The following is a 14,444-nucleotide window of genomic DNA, read 5'->3' on the forward strand; positions in this document are numbered from 1 at the left end:
TTCGGCTACTGGTTCAGCGGCAGTTGCGCGATGATCGGGCCCATCGGCGAGGTCGAGCCGCGGCCCTTCTCGACAGAGAATGCCAGTGCGGTGGAGTTGTTGAGGTGGGGTATGACCGCTGTGGTCGACGGTGCGACGGCCTGAGTATCCATGGTTCCCGCCGACTCCGGCCCGCGGTCGCCGATCAGCCACATTTGGTACACAGTGCCGGGTTGTGGTGGTGCGACATTGTTCATCACCAACACCGCCGTGTTCTTCTGCCTCGAGTAGACGACCGTCGCGGTACCACCGGTCGGGATAGAACCGCTGACCGTTCGCACATCGGTTGCGGTGAAGACCTGCTGCGCGGACGGTGGCGGAGGCCGCAGGATAGTTCCGATCCCAGCCGCCGCCAGCCCGATTGCGGTAGCGGCCGCAACAGCCACCAGAGGTGCTCTCCAACGGTTGATATCTTTTGCCCCGGAATCTCTTTGGATATCCCGGGCCACAATCTTGAGCAGGCGCGGTCGAAGCCGGGCCGGGGGTTCGACTGCGGTACTTGCCGCCAGGGCCGCCATGGTTTCGCGTGTGGCACGCACTTCCTGGGTAAAGGAGAGCGTGTGTTCAGGCGCGCCGGCTGACAACCACCGGTCGATGTCGTCTCGTTCATCGTCGGGCAACGCATGCAGTGCGTATGGAGTCGCGGCGGTGATGAGGTCGTTGGGTTCGGTCATGGTGTCCCCAGGCATCGGCGCAGCGCCTTGATTGCGTCACGCATACGAGACTTGATAGTTGCCAGATTAGCGGCAAGCCGTTGTGAGACTTGGTTATAAGTCAAACCGTCGTAGTAGGCCAGATGTAGGCACTGGCGCTGTGTATCCGTGAGTGTGTCGAGGCATTCAGTGACTTGCCGCTGCTCTTCGCTACGGATCACCGATTCAGTGACCTCGTCGGCGGCACGCTCGATAGTGGCGGCGCCGTAGCGCGACTCGCGGTCGGCGGCGGATTGCTCCGAGCGCACGCGGTCGATGGCGCGCCGATGAGCCAAGGTCATGATCCAGGCCAGAGGCGATCCGGCGGTCGGGTCATAGCTTTGGGCGGAACGCCAGATCTGTAGGTAGATCTCTTGCGTTGTCTCCTCGCTATAGCCGGGGTCCCGTAATACCCGCAGCACCAGACCGTACACACGCGAGCGGGTGTGATCGTAGAGAGCGGCGAATGCCGCGGAATCACGGTCGGCGACATCGCGCAAGAGGGTATCCAGGTCGCCAGTCACGCCCGTGAGCCTAAACGCATCGCGGAGAATGTTCATGGCGATTCGCGTTTCGGGGGACGCGGCAGGATAAATGAGACCCGGCGTTGGTAGTCAGCGAATCCGGGCCGCCCGGCCATTGCCTTCTCGGTGCGGCGACCTCCGGTGGCGTAGACCAGGAAGTAGGTCATCAGCACCGGGTACGGCACCGTTGCCAACGATTGCCAGCCAGTGATGGTGATCAACCACAGCCCCCACCACACGCAGGCATCACCAAAATAGTTCGGGTGCCGAGTCCAAGCCCATAGGCCCTGCTCCATGATCTTGCCCTTGTTGGCCGGGTCCTGTTTGAAACGGCGCAGCTGAAAATCACCCACCGCTTCGAAAAGCATTCCTAACAGCCACAACCCGATGCCGACGACTACTACGGGACGCAGCGATTCAGGGGTTGGCCCTTCAACGGCTGAGCGTTGGATGGGTAGGGATACCAACCAGGTGGCAGCGGCCTGGATGACGAAGATCTTACGCAGCACATGCGGCACCGAGAAGTCGCCACCAAGCAGGTCGCGGTACCTCGGATCTTCGCCTTTCCCAGCCGACTTCACCCACATGTGCCACGAGAGCCGGGCACCCCATATACCGACGAGCGCGAGCAGCAGAACCTGGCGCTGCCGATCACCGTCACCGAACGCGGCACACACCACGGCAACTGCGATGAACCCGAGGCCCCACGCGACGTCGACCACGTTGTAGCGGCCTATGCGGTAGCCGATCAGGAAAGTGACACTGTGCACGGCCACCACAGCGCACAGCGAGCACACCATCACGGTGAAGAAGTTCATTGTTGACCTCGCTGGAAAATCCATTGGTGGACATCGAGATATCCGGATCGGAACCCGGCCTCCGAATACGCCAGATACAGCTGCCACATACGGTAGAAGGCGTCGTCGAATCCAAGCGCCAGTACGCTCTCGCGCCGGGCCGCGAGCTGCTGACTCCATAGCCGCAGTGTTTCGGCGTAGTGCGGCCGCAGGGACATTGTCTCGATGGTCCGCAAATGCGTGGTATCCGTGGTTGTTTCGGCGATTGCCCGTACCGAGGGAAGCAGACCGCCGGGGAAAATGTACTTCTGTATCCAGGTATGGGTGTTGCGGCTGGCCAGCATCCGCTCATGGGGCATGGTGATGGCCTGAAGGGCCAGTCGGCCTCCTGGTTTGAGCAAACGGTCGATGGTTTGGAAATACGTTGTCCAGAAATCGAATCCGACCGCTTCGAGCATCTCCACCGACACGATAGCGTCGTATTGGCCCTGAACGTCTCGATAGTCGCGCAGCTCTATCTGCACTCGGTCAGACAGACCGGCAGCCCGTACCCGCTGCAGAGCCAGTTCCCGTTGCTCGCTCGACAAGGTGACCGACCGTACGTGCGCACCGCGAGCGGCGGCCGATAAACACAATTGCCCCCACCCGGTACCAATCTCCAGAACCCTGGTGCCGGGGCCTACCTGTGCGTGGTCCAGCAAGCGATCGATCTTGCGGTGTTGGGCATCCGCCAGCATCGCTGCTGAGCCAGGGATGTGGTCGAACAGCGCACTCGAGTAGGTCAGCGTCTCATCCAGGAAAAGCGAGAAGAAGTCGTTCGACAGGTCATAGTGATGCGCAACATTGCGATGGGCCTGTGGTGGCTCGTTGCGCTGAGTCCGTGGAGCGCGCGGCACGGTGAGATGCCGGAAGCGTTGCAAGCTAGGGGGAATCAACTCCCCCATTGATGCTGCCCATGGGGTGAGAAAGCCGGGCAGATCGTCGCAGTCCCAGTCTCCAGCCATGTACGCCTCGCCGAATCCGATCAAGCCGGATCGACCCAGACGTCGTGCCAGTGCCGTCGGCTGCCGAACTCTCATGGTGGGCAGGGACGTATCTGCTGCTCCCACAAAGGACCCGTCCGGGTACACCACCCGCACCGGGAGCCGCGCGGCCGCACGGCGCAGCAGCTTGTCGGCTACTACCGCCCGTGCCGCTGCCAGCGGCCCGGAAGGAACCGGCGCGATATCCAGCGGGCGATGCGCCCCGATATCACGCGCATCGGTAGTGGTGCTGTCGAGATGACCGTTCACGCTATCCTTTCCCTCTCGCGTGTAGGTGTGCGCTCTACCACCGGTAGCCCTTTCAGCCACAGCCTGATCCCTTCTTTACGGATGGCCAGCGCACCCATCAGTGGGGCCAGGGGCGCGGCGGCCTGCAACCACAACAGTTCACCGACCCGGGCCCGGCGCCGGGTGCCGCGCACCGCGGCGAAGAACGGCAGATGTCCGCCTCGCTGCAACCAGATACTGATGCTCAATGTCTCGCCGGGGCGAGTGGCTCGAACTCGGTATTGTCCGTCGACACCGTTGAATGGCGACACGTAAAGCTGTTTGTCCACTGGGGAATCGGCGGTCGGGGGCAGCAGGTATGCGTGCCGTCCGCCATAGGTGTTGTGGACCTCGGCAATGATGTGGACGAGATTGCCGTGGCGATCATGGCACCAGTACAAGCTGAGTGGGTTGAAGACGTGACCCAACACCCGTGCCTGCAGCAGCGCGGTGACCGTACCGCCGCCCAGTTCTACCCCGTGTGCGGCCAAGAATCGATCCACGCGTTGGCGCAGCGTGTCGTCAGCATCCCCCCGGAAATGGTCCCGTGCTTGGAAATTGGCGAAGGCGCGCAGACCGAAGGGCAGGCGCGGCGGCTTGTCGATATCGATGTACCAGCAGTAGCCGCGATAGGCGAACCGGTGTGTCACCGGCGAACGCCGCACATGGATGATCCGGGTGCGGTACAGGCAGGGAACCGCCGTCGCCGAACTCATCGTGCTCCCACGCGATGCTCGCGCTTGGTGGCCACGCCGACCGGCCAGTCCCGACCCAATGCTTGTGCGGCACGTAGGCCCGATGCGGCACCGTCCTCATGAAAACCCCATCCGTGGTACGCACCGGCGAACGCGATACGGCCATCGTTGAGACTTGACAATCTGCGTTGGGCAGCAACAGATTGCGGCGTATAGACCGGGTGTTGGTAGGTCATTTCGGCAAGCACCGCCCCGGGGTCGACCAGATGCTCGCCGCCGAGGGTGACCAGAAACCTGCGCGGACCGGGCAGTCTCATCAACCGGGTGATGTCATACGTCACCACGACGCCCTGGCCGCCTTGGCCGCACAGGTAGTTCCACGACGCACGGGCACGGGGATGTCGCGGCAACAGTGACTCGTCGGTATGTAGTTGCGCGGAATTGCTCACGTAACCAATGGCTCTCAGCACCTCGCGCTCGGTGGCGGTCGACTGCGCCAGCAGGGCCAGCGCCTGATCGGGATGCGTCGCGATCACGGCGGCATCGAACACCTTCGGCGGGTGCCCCGCAGCTGTCACCACAACGCCCTCGGGAATCCGTCTGACCTGGGTGACAGGGGAATCGGCGAATGCCTCGTGTAGGCCGCGCACCACAGCGTCGACGTACGTGCGCGAGCCCCCTACCACTGTTTTCCACTGCGGCGACCCGAATACCGACAGCATGCCGTGATGGTCCAGGAACCTGAACAGGTACTGCGCCGGATACGCCATGGCCTGCCCGGGCGGGCACGACCACACGGCGGCCACCAGTGGTGTCAGGAAGCGGCCGAGGAAGAACTGTGAGAAACCCCGCTGCCGAACAAAATCCCCGAGACTCAGGGCGTTGTCGTCCGTATCGGGGGCAGCGAGCAATCGGCGGGCGTGGCGATGAAACCGCTTGATCTCTGCCAGCATCCATAGATAGCGAGGGTTCGCTGTCGCGGGCGACGCAAAGAGGCCGCGCACGCCCCTTGCGCCCGCGTATTCCAGCCCAGTGCTGTCATCACGCACCGACATCGACATATCCGTGTCAGAGGTGGCGATACCGAGTTCGTCGAACAATCGGCACAGTGTGGGGTAGGTGCGGTCGTTGTGCACCAAGAACGCGGTGTCGACTGCGGTCGGGGCGCCTTGGCCAGCATCGACGAACTGGGTGTGGGCATGTCCCCCGAAACGCCCATCGGCCTCATACAACGAGACCCGGTCGTAGGCAGAAAGCACGTGAGCTGCGGTTAGTCCGGCCACACCACTACCGATGACGGCGACGGACCGTGACCCGTCGGGGCCAGATATTGCACTCACACCCCGTATTCGGAGTAAACCTGCCCGCGGATGGGTATTGCGTCTATGAGCGGCGCCACAGCCCAAGCTCAAATTTTTAGGTAACCGACCCATCCGGATGGCGTTTAGCACCGAATGACCCCAGAGCTGCACATACATGCCCGGTGCAGCAGCGCCCGTACACCCGCAGAAGAAAGACCGGCAGGTAGACGTTCCCCGCACCGCCTAGGAAAGGTTTTGCCCAGATGTCAGACTCACCGCGACTGCGCCCGCATTTCGCCGATGTTCAGGCCCACTACGACCTATCGGATGACTTTTTCCGTCTTTTTCTCGACCCGACCCAGACATATAGCTGTGCTTACTTCGAACGCGACGATATGACTCTCCAGGAGGCTCAGATCGCCAAGATCGACCTGGCGTTGGGCAAGCTGCATCTGGAGCCCGGGATGACGCTTCTGGACGTGGGGTGCGGTTGGGGTGCCACCCTCAATCGCGCATTGGAAAAGTACGACGTCAACGTCATCGGTTTGACTCTGAGCAAGAATCAGAAGTCGCACGTCGAGAAGCTTTTGGCGGCGTCCTCGAGCACCCGGTCAAAGAGCGTCCAGCTGCACGGGTGGGAAGAGTTCGACGGCAAGGTCGATCGGATCGTGTCGATCGGCGCGTTCGAACATTTCGGCTTTGACCGCTACGACGACTTTTTCAGGTTCGCCTACAACGCGCTGCCTGACGACGGTGTCATGCTGCTGCACACCATCACCGGGCTGCACCCCAACGAGATCATCGCCAAGGGCCTGCCGCTGAGCTTCGAACTGGCGCGTTTCATCAAATTCATGGTCACCGAGATCTTCCCCGGCGGGCGATTACCCTCCATCGAGATGGTGCGAGAGCATGCCGAGCGGGCGGGCTTCACCTGCACGCGAGTTCACCAACTGCAGCAGCATTACGCCAAGACCCTGGACCTATGGGCGGCAGCACTCGAGGAACACAAGGATGAGGCCATCGCCATTCAGGACGAGGTTGTGTACGAGCGTTACATGAAGTACCTCACCGGATGTGCGAACTACTTCCGCATCGGCTACATCGACGTCGCCCAATTCACCCTCCCGAAGCTGCACATCCCGTATCTCGAGAAGTAGCGCTTGTCGAAAGGAGCAAGAAATTGAGTGCCATCGTGCCGCTGTGGACTCTGGGGGCCGAACTACTCAAGGCTGCGGGCAATATCGTCGGAATCCGTTCGGGGACCGAAGAACCGCAATACTCGTCACGGCCACTGACCGCTTCGGTCCAGATCAGGCAATACAGCAGCCGAGTCGCGGCAGAAACCACCGTCTTGGCCGACGACGACCAGGCACGCAGCGAGGGTTTTCGCCGCCTTGCGGGTTACATTTTCGGCAAGAACCAACGGCAGGCCAAGATCTCGATGACCGCACCGGTAGCCCAACAAAGCGACACCATCGCCATGACGGCTCCGGTAAGCCAATTGTCAAGTCCTACTGGTGGTTCAATAATCCGGTTTTACATGCCGGCGAAATGGACGCTGGCAAGCCTGCCCACTCCCGGCGACGAGAGCATTCGGCTCACCGAAGTGCCGGCCGAGACGCTCGCGGTGCTGCGCTTCAGCGGCGACCGATCGGCGGCCGCCGTCGCCAAACGAACCGACGAGTTGCTTAATACCCTGCGCGACAGCAACATAAAGACCTCGGGCGATCCGCAAGCCTGGTTCTACGACCCGCCGTGGACACTCTCGTGCGCTCGACGCAACGAGATCGCAGTTCCCATCCACGCGCAAGGTGACGACACCTTCTGAGGGACAACGCAGAGGACGGTGGAACTAGACTTCCCGATGATCGGAGACTTATGGGTATCAGTGGTTCGGTGATTGTCGACGCGCCCGTCGACGACGTGTTCGCCTGGCATTCCAGGCCGGGCGCCTTCAATCGCTTGGCGGCGCCGTGGGCGCCGGTCGAGATGCGTACCGAGGCGGCCTCGCTGCGCGACGGGACTGCGGTCCTGGATTTACCGGGAGGCTTGCGCTGGATCGCCCGGCACGATCGGGAAGCGTTCCTGCCCGGCCGACGATTCGTCGACGAGGCGGTCGCGACGGGACTGAGGTCGGCGGTCAGTGGTGCATTGCCCTGGCGGCACATTCACGAGTTCGAGCCCGTCGGCGATAGCAGCACTCGGGTACGCGACACAATCGAGACTCCCATTCCGGGACGGCTTCTCGCCGATCTGATCGCGTATCGGCACCGGCAACTCACCGGAGATCTGGCCGCGCACCGCAGAGCAGCCGACCATGGAATGAATGCCTCGACAGTGGCCATCACCGGGGCATCAGGCCTGGTCGGCACCGCTCTTGCCGCGTTCCTCAGCACAGGTGGGCACCGCGTGATCCGCCTGGTTCGCGGAGAACCCAAGAACCGCACCGACCGCAACTGGGAACCCGATGATCCCGATCCGGCCGCGTTGGAAGGCGTTGATGCCGTTATCCATCTGGCGGGTGCCACCATCGCCGGACGCTTCACCCAGCGGCACAAAGAACTGATCGCCTCAAGCCGAATCGAGCCCACGCGCCTACTTTCCCGAGCCGCCGCATCCGCAGGTGTCGGCACCTTCGTCAGCGCCTCAGCGGTGGGGTACTACGGGAAGAATCGAGACGACGAAACGCTCACCGAGACTAGCCCTCCCCCGCCGACGGCAGACTTCCTTTCCAATGTGGTCGCTCGTTGGGAACAGGCAGCGTTAGCCGGCGAGGGTGCCCAGACCCGCGTTGTCACCGTCCGCACCGGCATCGTTCAGTCACCACGCGGCGGAACGCTCAAGCTCCTGCTTCCGCTTTTCCGGGCCGGTCTGGGCGGGCGTCTGGGCTCCGGCACCCAGTGGTTACCCTGGATCGGTATCGACGACTTGGTGGACATCTATCACCGTTGTCTGTGGGACCTTTCACTATCGGGTCCCGTTAACGCCGTGGCCCCCGGCGTGGTTCGCAACGTCGACTACACACGCGCACTGGCCCAGGCAGTCCACCGCCCCGCACTCTTACCCGTGCCCGCCTTCGGCCCTGCACTGCTGCTCGGACGCGAGGGTGCCGACGAGCTCGCGATGGCAAGTCAGCGTGTTTCTCCCGCAACGCTATTGGACCGTCAGCATGTTTTCCGGACTCCCAGTATCGGTCCCGCCCTGGGACATCTCTTGGGAAGTCATACCGGCTCGTGACCGTTATCTGGTGGGCCCGCCGCGATTTGCGGTTGGCCGACAATCCCGCGCTCCAAGCTGCCGCCGCGAGCGGTGACGTACTTGCCCTCTTTGTGCTGGACCCGCAGTTGCTTCGCAGCGCAGCCCGCCCGCGGGATGCATGGCTTGCCGCCAACGTTCTTGACCTTGATCAACAACTCGATGGGCGGCTCTCCCTGTGTTCCGGTGCACCGGAAAAGATCCTGGTAGAACTGGCGGAACGTTCCGGTGCGACTGAAGTGCACGTGGCCCGGGAGACGACCCCCTTCGGCAGGCGCCGGGATACGTCGGTATCGGCCGCGCTGGCCAAGATTGGTGTGGACTGGATCGAGACGGGCTCGCCCTACGCAGTGACGCCGGGCCGAATCACCAAATCAGACGGGTCTGCGTATCGGGTGTTCACCGCATTCGAGCGCGCCTGGCGCGAACACCACTGGCCGCGCCCCGCCCAGCTGAAAACCAGTCCTTCCTGGGTTAAGCCTCCCAAGCCTGCACAATCAGGCCCCGCCAGGTCGTTACTCACCGAACTCACCCAAAGCTGCAGCATCACATTGCCTCCCGCGGGTGAGGGTGCGGCCCGCGCGCAGTGGGAACACTTCCTCACACGCGAGCTGACGGGCTACGCCGTAGGGCGTGACCGCGCCGACATGGACGCCACATCCAGGATCTCGACCTACCTCAAAGTCGGGGCAATACACCCCCGCACGCTGCTTGCCGACCTGGCAGCCATCGCGGGCCAAGACGCCGCCAAGTTCATGTCGGAGCTTGCCTGGCGAGACTTCTATGCCGACGTGCTCTACCACCAACCGCACTCCGCGCGCGCCGACTTGACCGATGCGCTAGCGCATTTGACCTATACCGAACCTGGCGAAGGCTTTACGGCCTGGCAACGCGGAGAAACCGGATACCCATTGGTGGATGCCGGCATGCGACAACTACTTGCCGAAGGGTGGATGCATAACCGAGTACGGATGGTCACCGCAAGCTTCCTTACCAAGGATCTCCACATCTGGTGGCCGCACGGAGCCAGGCACTTCATGAACCATCTCATCGATGCCGACAGCGCATCCAACACGCACGGCTGGCAATGGGTCGCAGGAACGGGCACCGATGCGGCGCCGTACTTCCGAGTCTTCAACCCCACCGCTCAGGCGCAAAAGTTCGACCCGAACGGCGAATACATCCGCAAGTACATCCCGGAGCTACGGCACCTGCCCGGGGCCTCGGCCATCACGCCCTGGAAACATCCCGCCGGTCATACGCGCGGGTACCCGGCACCCATCCTCGATCACGCAGAGGAAAGAAACATCGCTCTGCACCGTTACCGGTCCAGGCAAGACCACTAGCTATTCAGCTGCCACACCGAGAAATTCAGCACCGCCGCGAACGTCGTCCATGCCACGTAGGGAAGCAACAAGATTGCGGCCCAACGACTTCTGTTCCAGAAGAGCACCACCGTCGCGGCAACAAATCCCCACAGCACGAGGATCTCGATGAATGCCACTCCCCGCCAGCCAAGTCCAAAAAACAGCGGTGTCCACGCCATGTTCAGGACGAGCTGCACGCCGTACACGATGAGCGGCACACGGTTTTCCTGTGATGGCTCTGACCGCCATACCAGCCAGGCCGATATCGCCATCAAGACATACAGCGCCGTCCATACAGGACCAAAAAGGTAAGCCGGTGGCGCCCAGCCAGGTTGTTGCAGGCGCCCATAGGTGTCCGCAGCCCGCGTCGCGGCCGCGCCGCCGACTCCTGCGACGATGGTCACCGCAATGACAGAAACGGCGAGCCCAGCCCACTCCCTGGGCCAGCGGCGCGAAATCCCCTGAGTCATAACGCCATAATAGACAGAATTTCGTACGTCGGTAACGCTCTACCCGCCGCCTAATGTCCAGACCGCGCGTTCCACGCGGCGCGATCAACTCGCCGATCAGGGCCGGGTACTGTCTCCGATCTCGACTGCCAGCGGCGTGGTGTCGGCAGGACCTCCGGAAGGCGACACAGGTGGGCGGCGAGCTTCGCCGGGCCAGGACAACTCGGTGCTGGCTTCCGATTCACGGGCCGCCAAGTCGGCCGTAAACCGTCCAAGGCTCGTCTTTCCATTTCAGATACACGGCGACCGGGCCTTCGGTGCTCTCGCACACTCGCCCATCGGGACCGTGCGGTGTCGCCGCAGCGATCGGGTAGGAGAACGGAAACATCGTGCCGAGCAGACAGTAGTGCGGGCCAGGCGCCCGCACTAGTCCATGGCCGCTATAGCCGCGGTCCCGCACTTGCAGAAAGCGCGGCTTATCGTCCCACCACGCGAACACGCCATAGCGCTGCCACATCGTGTACTGCCCCGCAGCCCCTAACACCAGCACGACCGCTAGTGACCACGCGAGAGTGACCTTCCAATGTGACAACCAAAACTCGCGCACCGTTTACTCTCCCGGATATTGCATGCGAACGAATCGATAGGTCACATCGGTGGGATTGCCCGAATCGTCCAGATGCGGCAAAGCCCACGAATGATGTTGCACGTCGTTTGTATGATAGTCCACCGCGTCTCCTACTCCAGGCATATCGATAAACTGTTGCTGCCCAACGTACATCGAAGCGTGGATCACTCCCTCGCCCGTATGGAAGTCGTAGAAGAGAATGTCACCTGGCTTCATTCCCATTTTGGATAGCTGGTTGGGATCCCAGGAAGCCGTGCTCGGGTTGAACGTCGTCTCGCCGATGACCGTGCCGACCGGTCCGCCCGAGGCCTTTCCATAGCCGTTATTGATGTAAGTCAGCAGACCACTAGCGTTGTCCCACGCGGCAGACGGACTGCCCAGCTTCAAGGATGTGTTGAACCACTGGTCCTCGGTGTGGTTGTTGATATGGAACGGATCGGCAGGTTTGAATCCACCCTCTCGTAGCGCGTAAGAGACGAAGTTGGTGCAGTCGTAGGTTTGTGGGTTGAAGTACATCTCATCAGCGCCCCAGCCTTTCGCATACCTCTCGGCAAACGCCACAGCATCCGCGCGATTCCCGCCGACCGGCATATCGGCATATCGCCCTACAGGCGGCGGCGTCGGCGTAGGCGGGGCCGGTTCCATCGGTGTGCCGAATTGCGGGGCCTGCTGGAACCCGCTTCCCAAAGCGGTGGCGTCGCCGCTCATTAGCTCAACAGATTTCACCTGGGACGGATCCATGCTGGAGCCACCGCTCACAGCTCCGGCGCCCTGGGAGGTGAGTTCGGCGACCTGACCGCCGAACTGGGTGACCTGGTCGGCGCTTCCAAGGGTTTCAGAGAGTTTTTCAAGCTGCGCGCGCTGCGCGGGGTTCAAATCACCAACGATCTTGGTGACACCCTGGGCGTCCTGAATACCGGTGTGTGCGATATCAGTTCCCGCATTGATCGCGTCCGCGGTCCCCTGAATGCCTTGCGAAACACCCTGCACCACCGTGATCGCATCCTGCGGATTCACCGCTCCGGATTGCGCAGATGAGGCCAGCGAGGCACCTGCTTGCGCGGCGGACCCGAAGCCTTGCGCGGCCTGCCCCGACGACTGCCCGATCTGCTGACCGGACTGCACATAGGTCTGCACATCGCCCGGAAGACCCTGCACCGCTTGGGATGCATCCTGACCGAGCGCCTGCGTATCCGGCCCCTGCTCCTGCTCGTCCTGCTTACGACGCCGCGTCGACGCCGCACCAAGTAGCAGCGAGGCCAGATCGGTGTTCTGCGACTGATCGTCGCGGTCGTCCTTGTCGTCCTTCTTCTTGTCCTTCGACGGGAACTTCGTCGACTGCTGCTTCTGGTTCTGCTTTCCCTGTTGCAGTTGTTTAGTCAGATCGTCAATGCGCTGCCGATCCTGACCGGACTGCTGCTGCTTTTCCTGCAGCTGGCGCGTTAGATCGTCGATCTTCTGCTGATCAGGGTGATCCGGTGACTGGTTCGGCTGCTGTCCCGTATCTTGTTGCGGCGGCTGCTGCTGAGGTGGCTGCTGCGCGCCCTGATTCGGTTGTTGGGCTGGCTGCTGCACACCCTGATTCGATTGGCCGCCTTGCGATCCCGGATTGGCCTGTCCGCCGTTGAAATCCGGATTCGGCTTACCCGGTCCTTGGGTATACGGCGTCGCGTTCTGATAATCCGGAATCTGAGTACCGTGCGCGGGCTGATCCCACCCCTGCTGAGACCCCTGCTGCCCACTAGACCCGTTAGCACCATTGTTGCTAACTGAGGGTGCCTGAGTGTTGTAGATACTGATGCCGTTGTTCTGATCCAGCGGCGCCTGATTGATGCCACCTTGATAGTCCGGCATCTGCGGGCCACCCTGACTGGGCGGCTGAAACATCTGCCCACCCCCAGTCGGACCATCACTACCACCAGGACCACCACAATCCGGCGGGCACGCCGCCCGCGCCTGCGGAACCGTGGCCGGAGTAAACCACCCCAAACCCAAACCACTTGCCGAAAACATCAACACCGCAACAACACCCGCGACAGCACCAGCCTTCTGCGAGGCATCCGTGGCCCACTTCCACAGACCCACAAGACCTTTCCACCACCCCAGGTTGGAGGCGATTGCCCACAGGAGGACCAGAGTGATCGCCGCCACCGCAGGAAACACGTCCGGGCCCGTGATCCACACATACAACCGCGGAGTAATCCCAGCCGCCAGCAGCACCAAACCCAAACCACCGCCGATGAGTGCGGCCACCAGGCCCGGATGCCACAACCCTTCCGGTGCGCGGCGCTTGCCGGTTGCCTGGTCACGCTCAATGAGCAGACCCGAGCCAGCGAGCGTCTCCTTAGCCAGGCCTGTCATATACCTGCCGCCGGTGAACAGTGCAGCGCCGGCCAGAACCGCCACCAGCATCTGGCCAACTCCCAGCGGCAGCGACCACTGACTCTCCCCGGTGAGGTGCTGCCACCAGATCGCATACCCACCGCGGAACGTCCACCACATACCCAACGCACCAACGATTACCGCAACGGCCGCCATGACAGCGAGCAGCGGCTCGGACAGGCGCCCTTTCACTGCGTCAGATAGCTCGGCCGTTACCGGCCTGACGCCCCACATCGCAAGCTTGACCCCACCACCAAGCGCGGTCATAGCCAGCAGCAGCAGCCCGGCCCAGCCAATCAACTCGGTGGCACTATCACCGCTGCGGTACAGGTGGTGCAACGCAGCCACCGCACCAACCACCAGAACACCCCCAACAGCGAAAGCCGCCAGCCGGTGCCCGAGGTCAGATCCAGCAGTGCGCCCGGGTTCAAGATCACGCACCGGCAACTTCTGTGTGGTTTCATCGGAACGAGCCTTATCGCGGGCTACCGCCACCGCTGTCAGCTGTTCAGTTGACTCACCATTCCCCGCCACATCGCCTCCGTCGAATCAGCGCAAACCCCTCGAGGACACGACACTACGCCCGTTCGCTCGCCACTGTCCAGACGGGTAGCAAACATCATGCTTCGCAGAGAGACATGGCGATGCGTGAGAAGGACTTAGCAGCGGCAAACGCGTAGGCGAAAGACGAAAGCACCTCGCTCCGCAGTTCCAACTGACGTATTGGGGTCCGAATGAATCCAGTTGTCCCACGCCCACCGCATAGCTCGCAGATGCAGTAAAAGGGCCTACTCATCACCGCCCCACACCGGTTCGGAGGCACGGAGATGTCGTCACATTCGCAAGGCCTTTGGCCTTAGCTGAATAAGAAGCAGGCCAGGGAGCATTTTCCCTGGCCTGCTTCTTTACCAAAAGTGCTTCACAGCATGCAGGAGACGCAGCTATATAAACGACTATCGACGCAGTTAGGAGATCATTGGTCGCCGAGGGCCACGCTTCCATGCC

At 62.2% G+C, this 14,444-nt stretch carries 13 protein-coding genes; 4 read left to right on the forward strand and 9 right to left on the reverse strand.

The features are described from left to right. Window positions 1-5: 5 nt before the first annotated feature. The 6 genes from AOT83_RS22075 to AOT83_RS22100 are packed head-to-tail and all read right to left on the reverse strand — an operon-like array spanning window position 6 to window position 5,397. Window positions 6-713 (reverse strand): anti-sigma factor, encoded by a 708-nt coding sequence (locus AOT83_RS22075; protein WP_057964230.1) that lies wholly within the window; start codon window positions 711-713, stop codon window positions 6-8. Then, window positions 710-1,291 carry a sigma-70 family RNA polymerase sigma factor gene (locus AOT83_RS22080; protein ID WP_057964231.1) on the reverse strand — a complete coding sequence of 194 codons (582 nt, stop codon included), beginning with the start codon at window positions 1,289-1,291 and terminating at the stop codon, window positions 710-712. The genes AOT83_RS22075 and AOT83_RS22080 overlap by 4 nt, the downstream gene beginning before the upstream one ends. After that, on the reverse strand, window positions 1,288-2,073 hold the full coding sequence (locus tag AOT83_RS22085) for a DUF1295 domain-containing protein (RefSeq protein ID WP_030097089.1): 786 nt from the start codon (window positions 2,071-2,073) through the stop codon (window positions 1,288-1,290). Before AOT83_RS22085 ends, AOT83_RS22080 begins: the two co-directional genes overlap by 4 nt. Next, a complete protein-coding gene (locus tag AOT83_RS22090; protein ID WP_057964232.1) occupies window positions 2,070-3,344 on the reverse strand; it encodes a class I SAM-dependent methyltransferase in 1,275 nt (424 codons plus the stop codon). Before AOT83_RS22090 ends, AOT83_RS22085 begins: the two co-directional genes overlap by 4 nt. After that, window positions 3,341-4,078 (reverse strand): DUF1365 domain-containing protein, encoded by a 738-nt coding sequence (locus tag AOT83_RS22095; RefSeq protein ID WP_057964233.1) that lies wholly within the window; start codon window positions 4,076-4,078, stop codon window positions 3,341-3,343. Before AOT83_RS22095 ends, AOT83_RS22090 begins: the two co-directional genes overlap by 4 nt. After that, on the reverse strand, window positions 4,075-5,397 hold the full coding sequence (locus tag AOT83_RS22100; protein WP_057964234.1) for an FAD-dependent oxidoreductase: 1,323 nt from the start codon (window positions 5,395-5,397) through the stop codon (window positions 4,075-4,077). The genes AOT83_RS22095 and AOT83_RS22100 overlap by 4 nt, the downstream gene beginning before the upstream one ends. A gap of 224 nt (window positions 5,398-5,621) precedes the next feature. Here AOT83_RS22100 and AOT83_RS22105 point away from each other — a divergent pair, with 224 nt between their 5' ends. Genes AOT83_RS22105 through AOT83_RS22120 form a run of 4 tightly spaced genes read left to right on the forward strand, consistent with a single transcriptional unit; the run spans window position 5,622 to window position 9,959 of the window. Beyond that, window positions 5,622-6,515: a cyclopropane mycolic acid synthase family methyltransferase gene (locus tag AOT83_RS22105; RefSeq protein ID WP_057964235.1), complete on the forward strand. Its 894-nt coding sequence runs from the start codon at window positions 5,622-5,624 to the stop codon at window positions 6,513-6,515. A 23-nt stretch (window positions 6,516-6,538) separates the two neighbouring features. Further along, entirely contained in the window at window positions 6,539-7,186 is a 648-nt protein-coding gene (locus AOT83_RS22110; RefSeq protein ID WP_030097084.1) for a heme-binding protein, read from the forward strand. A 50-nt stretch (window positions 7,187-7,236) separates the two neighbouring features. Continuing rightward, the gene (locus AOT83_RS22115; RefSeq protein WP_057964236.1) at window positions 7,237-8,595 is read left to right on the forward strand and encodes a TIGR01777 family oxidoreductase; all 1,359 of its coding nucleotides are present in this window, start codon (window positions 7,237-7,239) and stop codon (window positions 8,593-8,595) included. Continuing rightward, on the forward strand, window positions 8,592-9,959 hold the full coding sequence (locus tag AOT83_RS22120) for a deoxyribodipyrimidine photo-lyase (protein ID WP_057964237.1): 1,368 nt from the start codon (window positions 8,592-8,594) through the stop codon (window positions 9,957-9,959). Before AOT83_RS22115 ends, AOT83_RS22120 begins: the two co-directional genes overlap by 4 nt. On the opposite strand, the gene AOT83_RS22125 is transcribed toward AOT83_RS22120, so the two are convergent. The 3 genes from AOT83_RS22125 to AOT83_RS22135 all read right to left on the reverse strand — a co-directional run bounded on the left by AOT83_RS22125 (window position 9,956) and on the right by AOT83_RS22135 (window position 13,973). Continuing rightward, complete coding sequence (locus AOT83_RS22125; protein ID WP_057964238.1) at window positions 9,956-10,450, reverse strand: TspO/MBR family protein; 495 nt, start codon at window positions 10,448-10,450, stop codon at window positions 9,956-9,958. The genes AOT83_RS22120 and AOT83_RS22125 overlap by 4 nt on opposite strands. 220 nt (window positions 10,451-10,670) lie before the next feature. After that, window positions 10,671-11,036 (reverse strand): hypothetical protein, encoded by a 366-nt coding sequence (locus AOT83_RS22130; protein ID WP_057964239.1) that lies wholly within the window; start codon window positions 11,034-11,036, stop codon window positions 10,671-10,673. A 3-nt stretch (window positions 11,037-11,039) separates the two neighbouring features. Next, window positions 11,040-13,973 (reverse strand): amidase domain-containing protein, encoded by a 2,934-nt coding sequence (locus tag AOT83_RS22135; protein ID WP_082628297.1) that lies wholly within the window; start codon window positions 13,971-13,973, stop codon window positions 11,040-11,042. Window positions 13,974-14,444: the final 471 nt, after the last annotated feature.

The sequence above is a fragment of the Mycobacteroides sp. H001 genome (assembly GCF_001440005.1).
GTDB lineage: Bacteria > Actinomycetota > Actinomycetes > Mycobacteriales > Mycobacteriaceae > Mycobacterium > Mycobacterium gwanakae.

Excerpts from the sequence above, each read along its gene's own strand:
- AOT83_RS22080 (WP_057964231.1), bottom strand. The coding sequence starts at position 1,291 with ATGAACATTCTCCGCGATGCGTTTAGGCTCACGGGCGTGACTGGCGAC.
- AOT83_RS22125 (WP_057964238.1), bottom strand. The coding sequence starts at position 10,450 with ATGACTCAGGGGATTTCGCGCCGCTGGCCCAGGGAGTGGGCTGGGCTC.
- AOT83_RS22095 (WP_057964233.1), bottom strand. The coding sequence starts at position 4,078 with ATGAGTTCGGCGACGGCGGTTCCCTGCCTGTACCGCACCCGGATCATC.
- AOT83_RS22115 (WP_057964236.1), top strand. The coding sequence starts at position 7,237 with ATGGGTATCAGTGGTTCGGTGATTGTCGACGCGCCCGTCGACGACGTG.
- AOT83_RS22105 (WP_057964235.1), top strand. The coding sequence starts at position 5,622 with ATGTCAGACTCACCGCGACTGCGCCCGCATTTCGCCGATGTTCAGGCC.
- AOT83_RS22085 (WP_030097089.1), bottom strand. The coding sequence starts at position 2,073 with ATGAACTTCTTCACCGTGATGGTGTGCTCGCTGTGCGCTGTGGTGGCC.
- AOT83_RS22075 (WP_057964230.1), bottom strand. The coding sequence starts at position 713 with ATGACCGAACCCAACGACCTCATCACCGCCGCGACTCCATACGCACTG.